17 protein-coding genes and 2 pseudogenes are annotated in these 19909 nt (G+C 66.1%); 14 read left to right on the top strand and 5 right to left on the bottom strand.

Annotated features, from left to right (window positions below):
* From VED21_RS26025 to VED21_RS26015, 3 genes are all read left to right on the top strand, one after another.
* On the top strand, positions 1-292 hold a 292-nt coding region (locus tag VED21_RS26025; RefSeq protein WP_324887537.1), incomplete at its 5' end, for a TfoX/Sxy family protein.
* Positions 256-1101, top strand: a complete 846-nt coding sequence (locus tag VED21_RS26020; RefSeq protein WP_324887535.1) for an AAA family ATPase — start codon at positions 256-258, stop codon at positions 1099-1101. The genes VED21_RS26025 and VED21_RS26020, both read left to right, overlap by 37 nt.
* Positions 1094-2005, top strand: a complete 912-nt coding sequence (locus VED21_RS26015) for a ParB/RepB/Spo0J family partition protein (RefSeq protein WP_324887533.1) — start codon at positions 1094-1096, stop codon at positions 2003-2005. The genes VED21_RS26020 and VED21_RS26015 overlap by 8 nt, the downstream gene beginning before the upstream one ends.
* A 38-nt stretch (positions 2006-2043) precedes the next feature.
* On the opposite strand, the gene VED21_RS26010 is transcribed toward VED21_RS26015, so the two are convergent.
* Both VED21_RS26010 and VED21_RS26005 read right to left on the bottom strand, forming a co-directional pair.
* The gene (locus VED21_RS26010) at positions 2044-2331 is read right to left on the bottom strand and encodes a hypothetical protein (protein ID WP_324887531.1); all 288 of its coding nucleotides are present in this window, start codon (positions 2329-2331) and stop codon (positions 2044-2046) included.
* A 166-nt stretch (positions 2332-2497) separates the two neighbouring features.
* Complete coding sequence (locus VED21_RS26005) at positions 2498-3805, bottom strand: IS701 family transposase (RefSeq protein ID WP_324887529.1); 1308 nt, start codon at positions 3803-3805, stop codon at positions 2498-2500.
* A gap of 889 nt (positions 3806-4694) precedes the next feature.
* Here VED21_RS26005 and VED21_RS26000 point away from each other — a divergent pair.
* The 7 genes from VED21_RS26000 to VED21_RS25970 are packed head-to-tail and all read left to right on the top strand — an operon-like array spanning position 4695 to position 10524.
* Positions 4695-5501: a hypothetical protein gene (locus VED21_RS26000; protein ID WP_324887527.1), complete on the top strand. Its 807-nt coding sequence runs from the start codon at positions 4695-4697 to the stop codon at positions 5499-5501.
* 25 nt (positions 5502-5526) lie between these two features.
* The gene (locus VED21_RS25995) at positions 5527-6669 is read left to right on the top strand and encodes a hypothetical protein (protein WP_324887525.1); all 1143 of its coding nucleotides are present in this window, start codon (positions 5527-5529) and stop codon (positions 6667-6669) included.
* Complete coding sequence (locus VED21_RS25990) at positions 6666-7601, top strand: glycosyltransferase family 2 protein (protein ID WP_324887523.1); 936 nt, start codon at positions 6666-6668, stop codon at positions 7599-7601. Before VED21_RS25995 ends, VED21_RS25990 begins: the two co-directional genes overlap by 4 nt.
* Positions 7602-7624: 23 nt before the next feature.
* On the top strand, positions 7625-8812 hold the full coding sequence (locus tag VED21_RS25985) for a hypothetical protein (protein ID WP_324887521.1): 1188 nt from the start codon (positions 7625-7627) through the stop codon (positions 8810-8812).
* 17 nt (positions 8813-8829) lie between these two features.
* The gene (locus tag VED21_RS25980) at positions 8830-9168 is read left to right on the top strand and encodes a hypothetical protein (RefSeq protein WP_324887520.1); all 339 of its coding nucleotides are present in this window, start codon (positions 8830-8832) and stop codon (positions 9166-9168) included.
* A gap of 7 nt (positions 9169-9175) precedes the next feature.
* Complete coding sequence (locus tag VED21_RS25975) at positions 9176-9736, top strand: hypothetical protein (RefSeq protein ID WP_324887518.1); 561 nt, start codon at positions 9176-9178, stop codon at positions 9734-9736.
* Entirely contained in the window at positions 9733-10524 is a 792-nt protein-coding gene (locus tag VED21_RS25970) for a glycosyltransferase family A protein (RefSeq protein ID WP_324887516.1), read from the top strand. Before VED21_RS25975 ends, VED21_RS25970 begins: the two co-directional genes overlap by 4 nt.
* 40 nt (positions 10525-10564) lie before the next feature.
* Here VED21_RS25970 and VED21_RS25965 read toward each other — a convergent pair.
* Together VED21_RS25965 and VED21_RS25960 are read right to left on the bottom strand one after the other, a co-directional pair.
* Positions 10565-11145 (bottom strand): annotated as a pseudogene (locus VED21_RS25965) (transposase).
* An 86-nt stretch (positions 11146-11231) separates the two neighbouring features.
* Positions 11232-13208 carry a tetratricopeptide repeat protein gene (locus tag VED21_RS25960; RefSeq protein ID WP_324887514.1) on the bottom strand — a complete coding sequence of 659 codons (1977 nt, stop codon included), beginning with the start codon at positions 13206-13208 and terminating at the stop codon, positions 11232-11234.
* Positions 13209-13677: 469 nt separating this feature from the next.
* Here VED21_RS25960 and VED21_RS25955 point away from each other — a divergent pair, with 469 nt between their 5' ends.
* Positions 13678-16020 carry an FkbM family methyltransferase gene (locus VED21_RS25955; protein WP_324887513.1) on the top strand — a complete coding sequence of 781 codons (2343 nt, stop codon included), beginning with the start codon at positions 13678-13680 and terminating at the stop codon, positions 16018-16020.
* 131 nt (positions 16021-16151) lie between these two features.
* Here the strand turns inward: VED21_RS25955 and VED21_RS39040 are convergent.
* Positions 16152-16292, bottom strand: a pseudogene (locus VED21_RS39040) (transposase); the annotation flags it as partial.
* A gap of 371 nt (positions 16293-16663) precedes the next feature.
* Between VED21_RS39040 and VED21_RS25945 the strand changes: the two are divergent.
* The 3 genes from VED21_RS25945 to VED21_RS25935 all read left to right on the top strand — a co-directional run.
* Complete coding sequence (locus VED21_RS25945) at positions 16664-18925, top strand: TonB-dependent receptor (RefSeq protein WP_324887511.1); 2262 nt, start codon at positions 16664-16666, stop codon at positions 18923-18925.
* A 2-nt stretch (positions 18926-18927) separates the two neighbouring features.
* Positions 18928-19680: an ABC transporter ATP-binding protein gene (locus VED21_RS25940; protein WP_324887509.1), complete on the top strand. Its 753-nt coding sequence runs from the start codon at positions 18928-18930 to the stop codon at positions 19678-19680.
* On the top strand, positions 19677-19909 hold a 233-nt coding region (locus VED21_RS25935), incomplete at its 3' end, for an NnrS family protein (RefSeq protein WP_324887506.1). The genes VED21_RS25940 and VED21_RS25935, both read left to right, overlap by 4 nt.

The following is a 19909-nucleotide window of genomic DNA, read 5'->3' as shown; positions in this document are numbered from 1 at the left end:
CGGGCCGAAGTCCGCCCAGTGGCTGGCCGAAGCCGGGATCGAGACGGAGGAGGAGCTGCGCACCCTCGGTGCCGTCGCCGCCTACCGCCGCCTCAGGCACCGCGATCCGAAGCGGGTGACGCGGAACATGCTCTGGAGCCTGCACGGCGCCTTGACGGGCGTCCCCTGGAACCGCATTGACGACGATACCAAGGCGCGCCTGCTCGACGAGGCGGGAGAGACGCCCGCGAGCCGCAACGACGACACGGAACCGAGATGCAGGACCAAGACGACGTCTTCGACCAGCCGCTGACACGGCAGCCCACGATCCTGTCCGTCTACAACCAGAAGGGCGGCGTCGGCAAGACGACCACGGCGGTGAACCTCGCCTACCTGCTGGCCAAGGCCGGCATGCGGGTTCTGCTGATCGACGCCGACGCGCAGGCGAACGCCACCATGCACCTGGGCGTGGACGCCTACGCGCTCGACCGCGACGGCGCCACGCTCTACCACGTGCTGCTCAAGGACCGGCCGATCGAGAAGACGACGGTGAGCGTCTGCGGAGGCCTGTTCGACCTGCTGCCCTCCAGCCTGACCCTGTCCCAGGCGGACGGGGAGATGGCCGGCGACCCGAACAGCAACCTTGCCCTGCGTGAGAAGCTGGGCGACATCGAAGGCGCCTATGACGCGATCGTCGTCGATTGCCCGCCCAACCTGGGCCAGGTCACCATCAACGCGCTGAACTGCTCCGACTACGTGCTGGTGCCGGTGCAGACCGAACCAATGGCGGCGCTGGGCGTGCCCATGCTGATCGACAACACGCTGACCAAGGTGCGGCGCCGGGTCAATCCGGGGATCGAGGTGCTGGGCATCCTGCCGACCATGTACGCCGACCGCCATTCCATGGACCGCCTCACACTGGCGCAGCTGCACGAACTCTACGGCGTGCGGACCCGCATCTTCGCGCCGGTCCCCTCCTCCACCCAATACCCGCAGGGATCTGCCGCCGGCCGGCCGACGCTGGAGGCGATCCCGGGCGCGCCGGGCGCTCAAAGCTATCAGGAAGTCGCCGACGCCGTCATCGCCCTGCGCGCCAAGCGGCAGGAGGTCCGCCATGTCTAAGAAGCTGCTCGCCCAGGCGTCGAAGTCGCGCATGCTGACCTCGGCCATCGTCGGCGCATCTGAAGCGGCGGCCGGCGACCCGCGCTTCCGGGTGTCGGCGGACCACCCGGAGGTCGCGGAACTCGACATCGCCCTGATCGACCCGAACCCGCACCAGCCGCGCCGCCATTTCGACGAGGAGGCGCTGCAGTCCCTGGCGGCGTCCATTCAGCGCGTCGGCGTGCGGCAGCCGGTGGGCGTGCGCAAGGGCGACGGCGGCCGCTATGTGCTGGTGTGGGGCGAACGCCGCGTCCGCGCGGCGCGGTTGGCCGGCCGGGACACCGTGTACGCCCTGCTCGTCAAGGATGGGAACACGGCCGAGCTGGCGCTGATCGAGAACCTGCAGCGCGAGGACCTCGACCCGGTCGAAGTCGCGCGCGGCCTCGACGCGCTGCGGGCCGAGCACGGCTACACCCACGAACAGCTCGCCGCCGTCAGCGGCCTGGGCAAGACCGAGGTAACGCGCACGCTGGGCGTGCTCACCCTCCCCTCCCGCATCCTCGACGAGTATCCCGAGCACCGCCGACGCATCGGCAAGTCGGCGCTGTTCGAACTGGTCGACGCCGACGATCTGGCCCTGCAGCTGCAGATGTGGGAGCTGGCGAAGAGCGGCCTGACCATCGCCGCGCTGCGCAACGCCCGCAAGGAGCTGGCCGGGGGCGCCGGGAGCGCAGCCGGGACCGTTCCCGCGGCCGGCCGGCCGGCCCCCTCCCCCGCCCCGGCGGCCCGCCAGATGGTCCTGAGCATCCGCAAGACCTTCAAGGCGTTCGACGCCGTGCAGGAACAAGGACCGGTGCTGGACGACAGCCAGCGGCAGATGCTGCGCCAGCTGCGCACCCGCATCGACGCGCTTCTGGGTGAGTGACGGCGGGGATGCGATCGTGGTGCGACGTCGCACCGTCATCAGTTCGCGGTTCCAGCAGCCCTTGACCTCAAGGCACCGCCAACTTGTCGGCGGCGGTGAGGAGAGGCGGCGCGGTACTCGGAAACCGGGCGCTGCTCGTGGAGCGCCACCGTGCACGGCGCCAGCAGGGACATGTTCTTTCCCAGGAACTGCGCCTGCCCCCTGGTGATCATGCCGTTGGCGAACCCCTCGCCATGCGGCAGGCGCTCGCAGGTGCCCTCCAGCCGGCGGCGCGCGCCGTCGGTGGAGGTGATACGGCCGGCGCTTGAAGGCTTCGTCCGCGTCACCCTTTCGCCCTTTGCCAGTGGCAAAGGGCTTTCGGGTTTGACCGGCGGCGCTTGATGGAAGCGACTGGAGTTTCTAGGGAAGCGTGAGCAACGCCGCGCTTGCCCAGCGGAGGCTCGGCGGCTTGCGACGGTGGATGGAACTGCACATCGGTTCGGGGCGGCCGGCTCAGGCCGCCCGCGCCCCGGTAGGCGGCCCGGTCGGGTTGAGCCGTCGGCTTTTTCGAGCGGTTTGCCAGTCAGCGCCAAGCAGTGGCAAAGGCGCGCGATAGCGAAAGGCGCCAGCCAGCGCGGCCTTGACCAAGCCTGGGGTGGAGGGGCGTGTTTCCTTCCGCCATCCGCCGATGGGCGCCAGGGCATCGAGGTGCGGATCGGGGCGGGCTGACTGCATGATCACCAGAGCCGCACCGACCTGCACGATGTGGAGCCAGCGCAGCAAGGTTTTGCGCGTCTGCATCCACATCTCCTGAAAGCCTTCCGTGTATTTCAGGTCGCGGAACAGCGGCTCCGTTGCCGAGCGCCGGGCATAATTGATGAGGATCGCCTCATCGGACAGCGTGGTGTCGGTGGACAGGAGCAGGCGGTCGGGAGACCAGTCCTGTTTGCCTGTGTCGTACATCGACACCCGAACGATGCGGGCCGCGAGGCCGCGCAGAATGCGGGGGCGGCAGGTGATCCCACACCAGCGCGCCCGAACGCCGCCATACACCGCGAGGCAGGCGTGGTGAACCGGAAGAGCGTCCAGGTCGGCCCGGGTGATCTGGCTTCCGTACTTCTTGGGCGGTCCGCGTTTGCCTGGCGCGGCCGGCTCCGGGAAGTGGAACAACGCGCTGTCGTGCCGAACCCGGCCGATGACGGTGATGTCGCGCTGCGCGGCCCAGAGGACCAAAGGCCTCTTGATGAACCACAGGTCCATGACGACGGCGACCGCGGGGAACTGGCTGGCCACGGCGCCGAGCAGGGCCTTGGCCAGCGAGAGCCGGCCGGGATTGCCCTGGGCTTTCACCACAAGCGAGAGGAGCGGCACGGCGCGGAACCGCCCGCGCTCGTCGGTGATGCTGGCGGACAGGGTGACGATCTGCTGGCAGAGCACGAAGCGCAGGCGATTGGCGCGTTTGACATGGTCAAAACGAAACGCGGCGTCGGGAGCTTTCTTCGAGCTTCGGAAAAGCAGGGTGTCGTCGATGATCAGATAGTGGCGGGCTTCCGGAAACTCGCGCTGGACGATGGCGCACAGAGCGCGGACCAGGGAGATCCACGGGAACTGAGCGTGCTCGACGAACCAATAGTAAGCCTGCCAGCTCCGGCGCGGGGTGATCGCCAGAAGCGCCTGGCTGATCATCCCGCGGGGCGTCAACATCGTCCCCAACAACAGCTCAAGCAGCGTCCCCAATCCTCGCGGCGGGATTGAAGCGACCAGATCAACCAGCCATGTCTTCAGGGTCGCCGGGAAGACGGCTCCAGGTCCTGGGCTCATCGGCGCCTCCAAGCACCGGGTGGGGCAGCACCCAGATACCTGGCCGTCTCCCGACGGCGCTCACGCCAACTTACCCTTTTTTGTACGGCACCGCTGCCGCTGGCGATCTCGCCTCCCTAGAAACTCCAGTGGAAGCGATCAAGCGCCGCCGGTAAAACCCGACAGATCAATGCGATAGCATTGATGGAAAGGGTGATACGGACGACGCCTTCAGGCGCCGTCCGTATCATCGGCAACGCCCTGCGCTCCCACACCGATGCGGCGCAGACAACCGAGATCGCTATCGCCGTGGAGGTCCTCAACCGCATGCTCGACCCTGGACGCCCGAAGTCCGTCCGCGTCGCGTGAGCAGCCGCCGGGAAAGGGATCTTCTCGGTCCGCCGAGCCTCCCTGCAACATACTGCATTGCTCGACCAGGCATCCGCGCCGGTCGCGGCCCGTCCACCCGAAAGCGGTGGTGATCGTTCCACCACGCGATGATGCGGCGCTCGGCACCACCGCCGTGACAGCCCCCCACCATGAATGGCGGCCAGGGTAGAAGGACCCTTCAAGCCCTCTCCATACCCGCGTATTACGCTGCCGAATAGGGAAGATGCATATTTCTTATTGCCAGCATCATACATCCTATGCTAATCGACAGTAGGCCATACATGCAATATGCATACGGTGACTACACTAATATGCATGTCGAATTTGTTAAGCCGTTTATCGATGACAAACATATGATGCAGGTACGCTGTCGATGCCAAGCTTAGGCGATCAGCATTGAATCTATCCCATGGCAACGCCGGGAAATGCTTGATCGCAGCCACCCTTTTAATTGCTCTGCGGCCAAGAATTTGTCGTGCATGAGCGATTTGCAAGAACCTCAGACTCAAGGTCGACTGACATGGAAAGCTTGAACTCCCACATTTTACACGTGCTGAAGGACCTGCCCGACGTGCCGGTTCGCGCGCCGCTGCTGAAGGCATTTGGCAGCCACGCGGCGGAATTCGCCGCGATCGAGGACGGATTTCGCAGCCTGACCTCGCGCCGGCATGACACGAAAACGCTGCGCCGGTTTTTTGCGAGCTGGAGTCAGACCAACAACAGCGCCATGACGGTCGCGGGGATCAGCAACCGGCTGACCCTGAAGCTGCACCGCGGCGAACCGGTGCGCGACCCGCTCGCCCTGCTGGAAACCTTGACCGCCTTGCACCGCATCAGCGACGAAGATCTCGCGGTGACGCACAAGGTCTTGCACTCGGAAATGTTCTACAACATGGCGACCGGCATCGTCGGCGACGATGAATGGCTGCTGCACCGCTACCTCGATCCGTCCGCCGTCGAATTCAAGGTGTGGAAGGATCACATGTCCTTGCGTGAGGCCGATGTCGCGCTGGGCCTGATGACCACGCTGTCCCATGAGATTTACACGCATGGAGAAGTGGAGTTCATTCTGCCGTTGTTCACGCAATGGCTGATCGGGCATTACGACTTCAGCGAAGAAGATACGCTCCGCACGCTCACCTGGATCCGCGTGCATTGCGGCGGCACGGAAAAGAGGCACTTTTTCCACGCGCTGGACACCGTCGCCCATTACGACCGCGCCGTCGGGATCGATTGGGAGAGCTGCGATCTGGAAGGGATCGTCGCCCAGTATTTGCGGAAGAAATCCGCCGTGCTGCAAGCGCTGTTTTCCGTCTGCCATGCATGATTGCCTCCACCCGGTCTTGGCCGAGATGGACGACGCCGGATGGGTGACGGCGCAGCATCCGGCGGTGAGCCGATTGCTCAATCCAAAGGACTGCTCGGATCGCGCGCTGTTGCTCTCCGGTGCTTACCGCGACCGGATGCGCAGGCTGACCGGCTTGCTCGACATGGCCTTGCGGGCGGTGGTGCAGCGGTATTTCGCCGATGCGCGGATCCGCGCGATCTATGCCCTTCCGCCGGAGCTGGAACACATCCTGCGACTGGCGGCGCCGAGGCCGTACCGGGTCGGCTGGTATCGGCCGGATCTGGTGTTCGATCGCGACGGCACGGCGCGGATTTGCGAGATCGGCGCGCGGTACCCCATGAACGGCTGGATGGTCAGTCGCGCGCTGTCGAAGGGGCATACCGATTTCTGGGACGATTTGTGCGCGCTGTATCCGCCCGGCAGCACGCTGGCCCTGGTGCACCAGCGAGAGCCGAGCGGTGAAATCGATTGCCTGTCGGACCACGTGCAGCGCCTCGGCGTCGGCTTCCTGGCTCTGCAACCGCAGGAACTGGACGTGCGCGACGGGCGCCTGCACGCCCGCGGGCGGGTGCTGGATCATCTGATTCTGCAACTGGATCGCAGCGAACTGCTGGCGTTCACCCCCGAGGTCCTCGCCCATCTGGTGGAGCACGGGGATTACTTCAACGACGTCCGCACCGTGATCCTGGTGCACGACAAGCGCGTTCTGGCTGTGCTGTCGGACGCCGCCATCATGCGCGACGCGATGCCGTGGGACCTGTATGCGGAATTGCGGCCGCACTTGATTCCCTCGACCTGCGTCGGTTCGGCCGCCGAGGCCGAACGGTTTCTGCAGCAGGACGGCGACTGGATCGCCAAGCAGAGCAGCGGCGGACGCGGCATCGGATCGCTGGTGCGTTCGCGTTGCAGCGCGGACGACTGGGCCGAACTGATACGGCGTGACTGGCCACGCCTGATGTTTCAACCTTATGTCGACCAGCTCGACTATGTGGATGCCGACTCCGGCCAGCCGATCCACATGGTGGGCATGCTCTTGTGCCGCGACGCCGTGTGCTATGGCAGCGGGGTGTTTCGCGGCTCGGACGACGCCGTGATCAACCTGCACCAGCAGCGCGGTAAGCTATACCCGTGCAAGGCGGTTCCATGAGCCTTTCGGTCGTCGTTCCGCTGTACAACATGGAGGGCTGCATCGACGAGGCCCTGGCGTCGCTGGGGCGCCAGACGCGCCCGCCGGATGAGGTGATCGTCGTGGACGACGCCTCGACCGACACGGGTGCGGCGCGCGCCGAGGCGGGCTTGAAGCGGCTCGCCGGGATGGGCGTGACGCGCGCCGAATTGCTGCGCCTGCCGAGCAATGGCGGCCCGAGCGCGGCGCGCAATCACGGTTTGGAGCGTGCGCGCGGCGAGGTTCTGGCGTTTCTGGACGCCGACGACCAGTGGCGCGAGGATTGTTGCGGCGAAATCCTGCGCTGTATGCACGCCTACGCCCTGGACGTGCTGGTGCTGGGATTCGATACGGCGCCGCACGACGAACGCTTTCCCGACATGGCGGCCTTGCGGAACGAAACCGTTCCGCTGGACGGAGACCTCTACCGCTTGCCGCGCGTGACGGCCAGCGCCGGCAACCCGGACTTTTTCATGGGGCGCGCCAGCAACGTGGCGGCGCGCCGCGACGCCATCGGCGACGAACGCTTCGCGGACGGCCATCACCTGAACGAGAACATCGATTTCTGGTACCGCGTCTGCAAAGGCATAGGCCAACGTCGCGGCGGAGGGACGCCGGCCGCGGCGGGTCTGCTCGCCCGCCCGATGATCCGGTATCGGATCTCGCCCGACAGCCTGTCGCACCGACGCCGTGCCGATTGGCGGAGCTTGCCGGTTCCGCCCAGTCTGGAGCGCTTTCGCCACAGCGACGATGCCGACGACCGCGGGCTGTGCGGCACGGTCGGCCGGCGCTGGCTCGACTTCGCGATGGAGACGCTGGCCGATGATGCCCAGCGCCGCGCGTTTTGCGCCGCCCACGGCGGTTTGCTGGCGCATTTCGGCATCGACCTGCCGTCGCTGCGGGAAGCCGCCTGATGCGAACGCCGGGGGAGGACCTCATGAGCCACGACGCATGCTCGACCGCAGAGGAACGCGAGCGCGTCATGGCGCAAACATTCGAGATCGCCCGCGCCCATCCGTTCTGGCGCTCGTTCTACCGGGCCTGCGGCGATTGGCGCGGAACGCCGGTGTGCCACAAAAGCGATCTGTTGGCGGCCCTGGACGGCTTCTCGCTATCCGGGGAAGCACGCGGGGTGTATCTGGTGCGGTCGGGCGGCAGCACCAACGCGCCCCTGATCTTTCCGGTGGACATCGCGGAAAACCTCGCCCAACGGCAGGCCCTGGCCGAATGCCTGACGGCCAGGGGGGTCTTCACGCCGCGATCGGTGGTGCTGAACATCTTCAGCTACAGCGGCCTGTACCGTACGGCGGCGATCATCGACGATGTGCTCGAACGGTGCCATGCCACCACCTTGCCGCTGAGCTCGCAGGCGCCGTACGGGGACATGCACGCGGCGGCCGAATTGTTTCAGCCCACCCATCTGGCGGGCACGCCGTCGATATTGACCCTGTTCGCGGGCTGGTGCGAGGAATCCGGTCGAGCCGCGCCGCATATTCCGCAATTGCTGTATGCGGGCGAGTTGTTGCGCGACTCGGTGCGCGAGCGTTTGTGCCGCACCTTCGGCATCCGGCAGATCTGGTCCTTGTACGGCGGCGCGGAAACCGGGATCTGGGCGGTTTGCAACGCCAGCGAGACGCCGGGAGTGTTCACCGTTCTGCCGCAGGTTCTGGTGGAAATCGATTCGGCGGACGAGGAAGGGTTCGGCGAGATCGTCGTGACCAACACGTGGCGCAAACGTTTTCCGCTGTTTCGCTACAGCCAGGGCGACGTCGGCCGGATCGTGATGCGGGACGGCGAGCGCATGCTCGAGATTCGCGGCCGGCGGCCGCGTTCGTTTCGCTTTCACGAAATCACCTACGATGACAGCGGCTTTGCCGCCGTGGCCGAAGGATGCGCCGCGTGGCAGGCGGTGCTGGACTTCGGCGCCGACGGCTGCGACCGGCTGGGCCTGCATGTGGTCTGCGACGACGTGGCGGCGCTCGCGGCCATAGGCGAACGGTTGTGCCGGCACATGAAACAAGCCAAGGACAGCAAGGCGGTGTACGTCCGCGCAGTGAACCTTGCCGATTTGCGCATCGACCCCACCACCGGAAAGACCGCGACGCTGGTCGATCTGCGTCGATAAATCTTCAAGCAAGCGCCATGGAAAAACTTCAAAATATCTTATTGTACGAGTGGAATTCGTGGCGTGGTTATTTGATCAGCCACTTGGTGGAGCCACATTGCGAGGCTCGATGGGACGACGAGTGGGCAGTGTTAGACGCGGCTTGCGGCCCCGGCATCGACGCGGTGCTGTTTCATCATTGCCTGTCACATGCGGCGCTGTTCCCGCGCCGGCGCGCCGAGTTCGAGCAAAGGCTGGCGCAGAAAGGGATCAGGGTGCTCAACGCGGGTCTGGCGGACATGCGCAAGCGCACGCTGCATGCGATGCTGGAGCGTGCAGGTTTGCGTTGCGCGCGCGCTGCGGCACGGACCGGATGACCAGCGTTTGTTCGTCAAGACGGATTTGAATTACGGCGGCAAGGCCGAACGTGGGTTGCCCGCCGAACTGCAACCAATGTTTTCGTTGCAGCCCGACTGCCCGATACGCGACTGGGACGATTACCGGCTGATGCGCCGCGACGAAATCGAGCCGGAATGGTGGGACAATCCCCATCTGGTGATCGAGAATTACATTGCCCACAACGATACGTTATACCGCGTTTACGGCTGCGGCCATGCGCTGATCTGCATCCTGGCCCACAGCAAGGATCTGATAAAGAAAGAAGATGAGCACCCGGATGATCGATGGGTCTATGTCGACCGCAGGCAATTGAACGCCGATTATAGTGTCATAGGCGAATTTCAAACGGACCTGTGGCAGCAATTGGCCGGTTTCACCTCGTGTTATCCCTTGGACTATTTTTGCCTGGACGTCGTGCATGACGGCGAACATCATACGATCATTGATTTAAACCTGACGCCGTATTTTGGGGAGGAGCCATCGGATGCACAATGGCTTGCCATTCTGCGACGTGGCTTGCACGACCTGACCCGCGACCGCCGATGAACACCATATCCGTTCTGATCGCCGCCTTTCAGGCGCGCCGCTGGCTCGGCGACTGCCTCGACGCCGTGTATGCGCAGACTCTGCCGCCCGATTGGCGCTTGCAGGTCTTGCTCGGCATCGATGGGTGTGCCGATACGCTGGATTACATCGAGACGGCGCGCCGTCCGACCTTGCAAACGGTGTATCTGCGGCGCAACCGCGGCACATACGTGACCTTCAACACCCTGATGCACTATGCCGAAGGCGATTTGATCGCGCGCTTCGATGCGGACGATGTGATGCTGGATGGCTACCTGGCCGAACATATCGACGCCTTGCGCGGTGGCGCGGACCTCAGCATGTCGTGGAGCGTGTACACGGACGAACACCTGCGGCCGACCTCGATCGTCCCGGCGCTTCCGGATTACCGCCCCGAATGCGGTATGCGGCGCAAGGGCACGGACGGACAGTTCGTTGCCAAACGGCGCATCTGGCAACGCTTGGGCGCGTTTCGGCCATGGCCCTGCGGCGCGGATACCGAATTCGTGATCCGCGCCCAGGCGGCCGGGTTTAATGTCGTCGTTCTGGAGAAATTCCTCTACTTGCGCCGCACCCACGCCACGTCGCTGACCGCCCATCCGGCGACCAACTATGAATCGACAGAGCGGATGCAATTGCAGCAACTGACCATTGCTTACCGTGACGAATATTCGTCTGGTATTCGGTCTGTCAATGTGGATGTTGAAATTGAACCCGACCATACTTGCCTTCCAAAACAATTCGGCCCAGACCCAGCACTTCTGTCATAGGTGAACCGCGCCGGGTTTCCCGGAGGCCGGTTTGGTTGAGTCACGCCGCCATGGCGACGTCCTCGGTTTGAGCATAGTAGCGTGCCTCGGCCTCGGCGGGAGGAATGTTGCCGATGGGCTCGAGCAGGCGCCGGTGGTTGAACCAGTCCACCCATTCCAGGGTGGCGAACTCGACAGCTTCCAAGGTGCGCCACGGCCCGCGGCGCCGGATCACCTCGGTCTTGTGGAGGCCGTTGATCGTCTCGGCCAAGGTGTTGTCGTAAGAATCGCCGACGCTGCCCACGGAGGGTTCGACGCCGGCCTCGGTCAGACGCTCGGTGTACCGGATAGCAACGTATTGCGACCCGCGATCGCTGTGAACGGGCGGTCGAGCTCCGCCTGGGCGAAATACGCCGACGCCTTGCGCAGGATCTCGTTCGCTTGGCGCAGCTCACGGTTCTCGCGCTCCAGCGCCTTGATCCGCTCCCGCTCATCCGTCGTCAGACCCGGCCGCTTGCCCTGGTCACGCTCGGCCTGCCGGACCCAGCCTCGCAGCGTCTCGGGATTGCAGCCGATCTTCGCCGCGACCGAGCTGATCGCCGCCCACTGCGAGGCGTACTCCCCTTGATGCTCGAAAACCATGCGCACGGCGCGCTCGCGCACCTCAGGGGCGTATTTGGCTGATGCTTGTTTGCGTGGGTGTGTTTGCTACCGAATACCGGATACGTTCAAACTGCCTCGCGCAGGCGCTTCAGCACGCCTTCCCAGTCGCCGGGCTTTTCTTGCCGGAGCAGGCGAACTGCGGGATACCAAGGCGTATCACTGCGAAACCGCATCCAACGCCAGTCGGCGAAGTAGGGAAGCAGCGCCCACGTGGGGCATCCCAGGCCACCGGCAAGATGGACGGTCGAATTGTCTACCGACACGATCAGGTCCATGGCACAGATCATCGCAGCCAAGCCGTCGATGTCACTCCAAACGTCAATGGTTGGATCGATCGCTACCGGAATGCGTGTAGCGGCGATCTGCGCAGCAACGTCTCCATATTGCAAGCTGATGAGTTTTACGTCCGGCCTGTCCAGCGCGCCCGCAAGCCGGTCCAGGGGGATCGAGCGCAAACGCCCCAAAGAGGCATTCTTGCTGCTCCAGGAGATCCCGATCAGCCGGCGCCCGTCGGCGTGACGCCGCCGCGCGGCGGTCACACGGTCGGGATCGGCTTTCAAAAAGGGCGTCTGATGGCCAGCGAAGTCGTCCAGCCCTCGGCGCATCCGGCGCGGCAGGCTACCTGCCGGGGATTGCGCGACGATGTCCGGTGCAATCAGCCGATCGCTCAACGGTTCAGTGCGCGGAACGATCGTGACCGCCGGAAGGGCGCGAGCGAGCAGCGGAGCCAGACGCGGGTCACAGTCCAGCACGACGCGCACGCCTTCCGTCGCCAACTGTGGGATCAGGCTGGCGAACATCACCTCATCTCCCAGCCCCTGTTCGCCCCACACCAGCAGGGCGCCATCCGCCGGCGCGATCCCGTCCCACGGCGGTTGAGGAAAGCCAGGGTGGGGAAAACGACCGGCAGGTACGTTCCAGCCCTGTTCGTATTCATCCCAGCCTTCCGCCAACCGACCAAGCGTTAGCAGACCAATGGAGCGGTTGAAGCGGGCCTGAGCGTTGGCCGCGGGATCGGCGCATATCGCATGTTCATAGGCGCACAGTGCCTCTTCCGTGCGACCTTGGGCCATCAGCACGGAGCCGAGTATGTTCCACCCGGATGCAAAGCCGGGATCTGCGACGACCGAGGCACGCGCGTCGACCTCCGCGCGGTCCAACATACCGAGTTTGAGCCAACTGTCGGCGCGGTTGTTCAACAGCACCGAGTTTCCGGCCAACAGGATCAGTGCGCGCCCATACGCGACCGTTGATTCGGACAGCTGTCCCAGTGCCTTCAGCCGATTAGCGGCGTCATTCCACAGCGTGGCCGAGTTGGGAGCAAGCGCCGCAGCGGCCCGCGCGGCCTCCGCGGCCCGCTTCAACTCACCCGCCTCCGCAAGCAAGGCGCTGAAGGTCCCGAATACCCCGCCGTCCCGCAAGCCGTCTGGAGCGCCGCGAAGGGCTACCATCCCTCGGCTGTGGGCTGCCAATGCCGCACCGCTGTGGCCGAGCCCTTGTTCCATGGCGGCCAGCCGCAGTAGAGCCTTCGGGTGAGCCGGCTCCAGCACCAGCGTCGTCTGAAACCCTCTGCGCGCTTTGGAAAGCTGCCCCTGTGCTTCCCACAGCAACGCGCGGTTCAAGTGGATGTTGGCGTGCTGCGGCGCTGACGTCAGCAATGTACCATATTGAACGTCGGCCTCGTCCAGGCGCCCGAGATCGTGAAGCACTCCCGCCAATTGGAAACGCAGGTCGGCGTCCTCCGGCCGCAGGGTCAACGCGTTGGCGTAATGGTGGGCGACCTTGTCCAGCCGGTTCAGCGTGGCGAAGACCCGAGCCAGATTGGTGTAGAAATCGGCAATGCCGGGGGCAACGGCGATAGCGCGGCTGATCCGGTCGGCGGCCTTGTCCGGTTGACCGGTTCGCGCGGCGAGGATGCCCCAGAGGTGAAACGCAGGGGCATGGTCGGGGGCGACATCGAGAATGCGGCGATACAGGGTATCAGCCTCGGCGAATTGCCCAGCCTCCTGGTAATCCAGCGCAGCGACCAGCGCTTCCTGCAACGTTGCCATCCTCCTTTGTAGAGCGACACGAATCACGAATTCAAGAGCCCGCTGCTTTAAGATACGCCACCCTTGTGATTGCGCACGGCGCTGGCCGAGTGCCTGATTCCGGGCGGCCGCCTGGCGCATCGGGGGTGGTTCGGGCTTTGCCGGAATCCGGGTGATGACGACGTGAGAAGGGCGGCGTGTCGAGGTGGGTGGGCAAACCTGCCCGAACCTCCACGAAGCAGATCATCGAGGCGGCGGTGGACGCCTTCCTGGCTCCGCCCATCCCCAATTTGCGCGATCACCGCCGCCGCAGAGGAAATGGCGCCGCCTGACCAGTCCGTGACCCTGGTTCCCGCATAGCTCTGCACTGGCCAGTCCGACCGCTTTCATATCACAAATATCAATGGAGACATCTCGGCTTGCGTTGTACACGCCAAGCACGTACCGATGACCGAACGATGCTGTCACCTGGGGGTTGGGTATGGGATTCGCGAAAGAGCTTTATACCCGCGAGTACTTCACTAGCCGTGACGCGGACGGAAACAAGCTGCATTACGGCGCCGTGGGCGCGGAGGAATGGGAAGCCGGCAGCATATCGGTCATCCACCGCACGCTGATCGACCAGATCCCCCTGATCCATGCCAACGTGCTGGAGATTGGCTACGGACGGGCCGAATCGGCTCGGTACCTGCTGTCCACTGGGAAAGCTGCAAGCTACGTCGGGGTGGATTTCTCGGAGGCCGCCCACGACCTTGCCCGGACCACCCTTAAGGATTTTCCGGCAAACCGTTGGTCCGTCCATTGCGACGATGCTCTGCCGTTCCTGATGCAGAAGCGCTTCACCGCCGCCTTCGATGCCGTGCTGATGCTCGACGTTATCGAACACATCCCACAGACCGAAGTCCAGAGCTTGCTTCCTCTGCTTCACGCTGCACTGCTGCCGGGCGGCTTCATAATCGTCAATACGCCTTTCTATTTGATGGACGAAGATTACATCGCGCAAAACTATGAATACATCATGCCGTCACCCAGCGATCTCATTCCTGAAACGCGAGGCATGCATTGCAACAAGTTCACCGAGCAGCGCCTGCAGCGTGAATTCGCCGAAGCAGGCTTTTCCTGCATCGGCCCGGCATTGTTTCGTCAGGTGCGCACATCGTCCAGCCCGACAGTAGCGGCGGCTGGTTCCATTGCGGAGCCGAGACAGAATACCAAGTGCGCCATTGTGATACCGGTCGGTCCTGGTCACGAAGGCCTCTCACAGCAGGCGATTGCGTCCGTGCAGGCAGCGGCGCAGACAGACCCGGGTCCATTCACGGACTTCGATTGTCTCTTGATCGATGACACGGCCGGTACGAAGGGGCGGTCGGCGGCACGGAACGAGGGCGTGAGAAAGGCAGCCGAGCGCGGTGCCGATTGGCTGTTTTTGCTCGATGCTGATGACCTGATGACGCCCAATGCCTTCCAGCTCATAGAATCGCACGTCAATCGGGCAGATGCGCTGTGGGGGCTTATCCTGGAGGGTGAGGGGTCGACCGCGGACAAGGGAACAGTCACCGGCAGCATCCGGACCCCACAATTGCCACGTATTCAAGGACTTCCTGATCTGCTCCTGCACGATCCGTTCATGACCCTCCAAATGGGTCACTTTGTCAGAACAGACGTAGCGCTGGCCAATCCGTTTGATGAGACCATGGATGTAGGAGAGGATTTTGACTATTACTTGCGGATTTGGGAAAGTGCTCGCTGCCTGAAAATCCCCGCCCCCTTGTTTCTGAACCGGCGCGGCCTCCACTCCAGTGGCCCTCGCTCGGCGACAGGCGCCGATTGGAGGGTCGCCGTGGAACGCGTACTGGACAAGGCGCGACAGGCTCACGGCCTCGTCCCGACGAGTCCCCTGGCCATCGACGTCCGCAACGCCGCCACCCTTGACACGCGGATGTGGCAACGCAATTTCGGGCTCGTCGAGCCGGGAAGCCTTTTCGGCATCAGCCGGCAGTTCCCCTACCACGGTTTCGTGCCGGTCGTGCCGAGCATCGGCGAGCCTTTCGTCATGTTCGACGACAACGACGATCTGGTCTGCATGAGCTTGGGATGGCGTGGCACCTATGAACCAGCCTCCCTCCGCCTCTGGCAGCGTCTGGCGCTCAACGCAAAGGTCGTTTTCGACATCGGAGCCTACACCGGCGTCTACGCACTGATGGCGGCGCGGGCAGCGCCTGACGCGCGGGTGGTCGCGGTCGAGCCGGTCGCCGCCAATCTGGCCCGATTGGCGAAGAATCGCGATGCGAATGCCTGCGACACGATCCTTCCGGTCCGCGCCGCGATGCTCGACCACCTGGGTGAGGTCACCGTGCACCGCACGGCCTCACGGGATTTCCTGACGTCGGGAGCCTCGGTCATCGGACATCGGCACGGCGAAACCACCGAAGAGGAGCGTGTGCCCGCGGTTACAGGGGCCGAGTTGTTGACGCTGACCGGCGAACTGGCCGTGGACTTGGTGAAGATCGATGTGGAGGGTGCCGAGGAGCAGGTTCTCGCCGGAATGGCCGATCTGCTGGATCGCTGTGGACCCGACCTGTTGATCGAATGCCTGGACGAGGAGGCGGCTGGCCGCGTGGACGGCATTTTGCGCGCCCATGGCTACCGGTTTCATGCCATCGACGACAACGCCCTCAGCGTGACGCAGACCGAGCGTTTCACCGCGGCAACCGGGATGCATTCGCTCAACCGCTGGGCGACCAAGCGGAGCGCCGGATTGACGGAGTCCATTGTGCGCGCCGCCGGCCTGTCGTTCGTGCCCCACGCGGGATCTGTGACGTGAGTGGCCGAGATCGAGGCGCTCGCTGCTCTCGATGCCGCGCCGGGCGGTGCGTGGAATGATCGCGCGGCGGCAGTGGGCGAAGTGGTAGCCCTTGTCGGCGTGCAACTTGGCCGGTCGGCGCCGTGGCCGGCCCGCAGACGCCGCCAGCAGGTGATGCCGGTGCGCAGCACGAACAGGATACCGGTCAGGGCCGCACGATCATTCAGTCGAGGCCGTCCGCCTTTCGGCTTGGGCGGCTCCGGCGGGATCAGCGGTTCGATGATCGCCCACAAGGCGTCGGAAACAAAGGGCTTTCAAGCGATCGCCCTGCTGTTGCCCGCCTCGGCTGTTGACAATATTCCTAGCGCGCGGCAGCATGGATGCGACACTGCCGCCTCCCCTGCCCCGCCTCCCGCCGTCCGGCCCGACGGCGTGCCGTCTTGCCTTTTTTCGAGATCCTCCCGGCCGGGATCGAAGCCGGTGGGCGAATGCAACACCCTGCGGAATGTGTTGCATCCGGTTGCATTGGGTTACATTTCCTGCCGGCAGCGCCCCCTCGCTTGACCGCGGTCAAGTGACGGTTCCCGGAAGCCGCTACCTTGCGAATGACTCGCATTCGTAACTGGCGGCCGGCACGCGGACCGCCACCGGGGGAAGACACCACATGCTCGCACGAGGACACACCGGCGCGGCCACGGCCGCGCTGCGCACCAGACACGCACTCGCCGGACTGACCGCCGCCTCGGTGGTGGCGCTGGCCGCCGCGGCGGCCCACGCGCAGTCGGCAGCACCCGGCGCGGCGGTCGTCCTCGACGCGGTCACCGTCGAAGGCGCCGCGCGCGCCGGGGACACCGCCCGCAAGCGGCTGGAGGCGATCCCCGGCGGCACCGCGCTGGTGGTGGACGAGGATCAGGCCGGCAAGGCCAACGTCACCATCGCCGACGTGCTGGCGACCGTGCCCGGCGTGGTGGTGCAGAGCTTCTTCGGCGGCAACGACCAGCCGCGCATCCAGATCCGCGGCTCCGGCCTGCAGCAGAACCCGGTGGAGCGCGGCATCCTGGCGCTGCAGGACGGGCTGCCCATCAACCGCGCCGACGGCTCCTACATCGTCGGGCTGGCGAACCCGCGGCAGGCGGAGGTGACGGAGGTCTACCGCGGCTACACCAGCAACCGCCTGGGCGCCACGGTGCTGGGCGGCGCCGTCAACGTCGTCTCCCCCACCGGCACGTCGGCACCCGGCGTGCGCTTCGGCGCGGAGGGCGGCAGCTTCGGCCAGTTCACCACCACCGCCCAGGCCGGCGGCCGGGCCGGGACGCTGGACGGGCTGGTTCAGGTGCAGCGCAGCCGGCGCGACGGCTTCCGCGTCTACAACGATTCCGAACGCACCGCCGTCGACGCCAACGCCGGCGCCCGGCTGTCGGACGCCGTCACCACCCGCTTCTTCGCCGGCTACACCGACCTGTCCTTCGACGTCGCCGGCCCGCTGACCCGGCGGGCGCTGGAGGCCGATCCCCGGCAGGTCCACGCCGGCCCGCGCGTGGTCGGCGGCGTCGCCGTCGATCCGGGGCCGAACGTCCCGCGCGACCGGCCCCGGCGCGAGGCGCGGCAGGTCCGCGTCGGCAACCGCACCACGGCGACCTTCGGGCCGCACCTGATCGACGCCGCCCTGGGCTACACCCGCACCGAGGACACCTTCCGCTTCCCCATCTCCTCCGGCATCCGCAAGACGGAGGGCGGCGACGTCACCGCCGTCGCCCGCTACGCCTACAGCCCCGACGCCGCGCAGCCGCTGCCGCTGTTCGAGACGACGCTGCGCTACGTGGTGGGCTCGGCCGACCGGAAGGACTTCCTGAACCGCGCCGGCACCCAGGGGCCGCTCCTGGGGCAGAGCGAGCTGGACGCCAGCACGCTGTCGCTGCACGCCGGCATGAACCTGCCGCTGGGCGCCGGCTTCACCCTGTCGCCGGGCCTGACCGTGGCGCGCGCCACGCGCGAGAACGACGACACCTTCCCGGCCGCCCGCCGGCCCACCATCGCTTACAGCCCGGCGAACCCGTCGATGGCGCTGCCGGCCGGCTCGGTCCCGGCGGGCGACACCAGCTATTCGCGCACCTACACCGGCTTCAGCCCCAGCCTGGGCCTGACCTGGAGGCCGAACGCCGACCACACCCTGTTCGCCGCCGTCAGCCGCGGGTTCGAGCCGCCGACCCACGACGACCTGATCGCCACGGTCAACGGCACGCCCAACAGCAGCCCCGGCCGCCCCAACCCGGCCAACCCGGCGCAGCCCTCCACCGCCTACCGCACGCCCGACCTGAAGGCGCAGACCGCCACCACGGTGGAGGCCGGCTGGCGCGGCCGCATCGGCCCGGCCGCCGTGGACGCCGTCACCTACTATTCCTGGGTGGAGAACGAGCTGCTCAGCCTGCGCGACCTGACCGGCGCCCCGCTGGGCGCCGTCAACGCCGGCCAGACCCGCCACGTCGGCGTCGAGCTGGGCGTGTCCGCCCACCTGACCGACGCGCTGAGCGGCCGCCTCGCCTACACCTTCCAGGACTTCCGCTTCCACAACGATCCGCTGCGCGGCAACAACCGGCTGGCCGGCGCGCCGCAGCACGTGATCAGCGCCTCCGCCCGCTACGACGTGACGCGGGCGCTGTTCGTGCAGGCGGACGTGAACTGGCGGCCGGGCAAGACCCCGGTCGACAACATGAACACGCTGTATGCCGACCCCTTCGCCACGCTGGACCTGCGCGCCAACTACGACGTGGACGAGCGGGTCAGCGTCTATGGCGAGGTGCGCAACGTCTTCGACGCCAAATACGCCTCCTCCACCCTGATCGTCGACCAGGCCAGCGCCAACCAAGCGGTGTACCTGCCGGGCGACGGCCGGGCGTTGTACGCCGGCATCAAGGCGAAGTTCTGAGCATGGCCACCGCGCTGACGCTGACCGGCATCGGCCACGCCTACCTCGGCCGCACAGTGCTGGACGGGGTCGGGCTGACGCTGGCGGCCGGCGAGGTGGTCGCCCTCGTCGGCCCGTCCGGCTGCGGCAAGAGCACGCTGGCGCACATCGCCGCCGGCGTGGTCGAGCCGCTGCGCGGCCGGGTCGAGCGCGCCTACCGCCGCCACGGCATGGTGTTCCAGGACCCGCGCCTGCTGCCCTGGGCGACGGCGCGGGACAACATCGCCTACCCGCTGCGCCTGATGCGCCTGCCGCGCGCCGAGCGGCGCGCACTGGCGGAGGCGGCGGCCGAACGCGCCGCCCTCGACGCCGCCGACCTGGACAAGTACCCGGTGGAGCTGTCGGGCGGCATGCGCCAGCGCGTCGCCATCGCCCGCGCGCTGGCCATCGACCCGGACTTCGTCTACTTCGACGAGCCCTTCACCGCGCTCGACGTGGCGCTGAAGCGGCGCATGCAGGACCTGGTGATCGCCGCCTCGCGGGCGCTGCATTTCGCCGCGCTGTTCATCACCCACGACCTGATGGAGGCCGCCCGCGTCGCCCACCGCGTGGCGGTGATGGACGCGCACGGCCGCGGCATCGCCGGGGAACGCGCCGTGCCCGGCACGCCGGGCGAACGCGGCGACGGCGACCTCTACCGCCTCGTCGCGTCCTTCCTGGCCGACGACCCGCTGTTCCGCCACATCCACGACGTCGACGAACGGCGGGCGCCATGACGAGCTGTCCGACGGTGCGGCATCCCCCGGCGCTCATGACGGTGCTCGGCGACGAGGGGTTGCGCCTGTTCTTCCCGCTGGCCGCGCTGCACGCGGCGCTGTGGCCGTTCCTGTGGGTGGTCGTCCACGGCTTCCAGCTGCCGTTCGCCGGCGCGCTGCCGCCCGGCCTGTGGCACGCGCACGAGCTGATCTTCGGGTCGTACGGCGCGGCGCTCATCGGCTTCATCAC

The sequence above is a fragment of the Azospirillum sp. genome, from assembly GCF_035627195.1.
GTDB lineage: Bacteria > Pseudomonadota > Alphaproteobacteria > Azospirillales > Azospirillaceae > Azospirillum.
Note: the sequence above shows the minus strand (reverse complement) of the source record. Positions and strands in the feature narration are given on the sequence as shown.

Excerpts from the sequence above, each read along its gene's own strand:
- VED21_RS25955 (WP_324887513.1), top strand. The coding sequence starts at position 13,678 with ATGGGATTCGCGAAAGAGCTTTATACCCGCGAGTACTTCACTAGCCGT.
- VED21_RS25980 (WP_324887520.1), top strand. The coding sequence starts at position 8,830 with ATGGAAAAACTTCAAAATATCTTATTGTACGAGTGGAATTCGTGGCGT.
- VED21_RS26015 (WP_324887533.1), top strand. The coding sequence starts at position 1,094 with ATGTCTAAGAAGCTGCTCGCCCAGGCGTCGAAGTCGCGCATGCTGACC.
- VED21_RS25970 (WP_324887516.1), top strand. The coding sequence starts at position 9,733 with ATGAACACCATATCCGTTCTGATCGCCGCCTTTCAGGCGCGCCGCTGG.
- VED21_RS25995 (WP_324887525.1), top strand. The coding sequence starts at position 5,527 with ATGGACGACGCCGGATGGGTGACGGCGCAGCATCCGGCGGTGAGCCGA.
- VED21_RS26020 (WP_324887535.1), top strand. The coding sequence starts at position 256 with ATGCAGGACCAAGACGACGTCTTCGACCAGCCGCTGACACGGCAGCCC.
- VED21_RS25985 (WP_324887521.1), top strand. The coding sequence starts at position 7,625 with ATGAGCCACGACGCATGCTCGACCGCAGAGGAACGCGAGCGCGTCATG.
- VED21_RS25990 (WP_324887523.1), top strand. The coding sequence starts at position 6,666 with ATGAGCCTTTCGGTCGTCGTTCCGCTGTACAACATGGAGGGCTGCATC.
- VED21_RS25940 (WP_324887509.1), top strand. The coding sequence starts at position 18,928 with ATGGCCACCGCGCTGACGCTGACCGGCATCGGCCACGCCTACCTCGGC.
- VED21_RS26000 (WP_324887527.1), top strand. The coding sequence starts at position 4,695 with ATGGAAAGCTTGAACTCCCACATTTTACACGTGCTGAAGGACCTGCCC.
- VED21_RS25945 (WP_324887511.1), top strand. The coding sequence starts at position 16,664 with ATGCTCGCACGAGGACACACCGGCGCGGCCACGGCCGCGCTGCGCACC.
- VED21_RS26005 (WP_324887529.1), bottom strand. The coding sequence starts at position 3,805 with ATGAGCCCAGGACCTGGAGCCGTCTTCCCGGCGACCCTGAAGACATGG.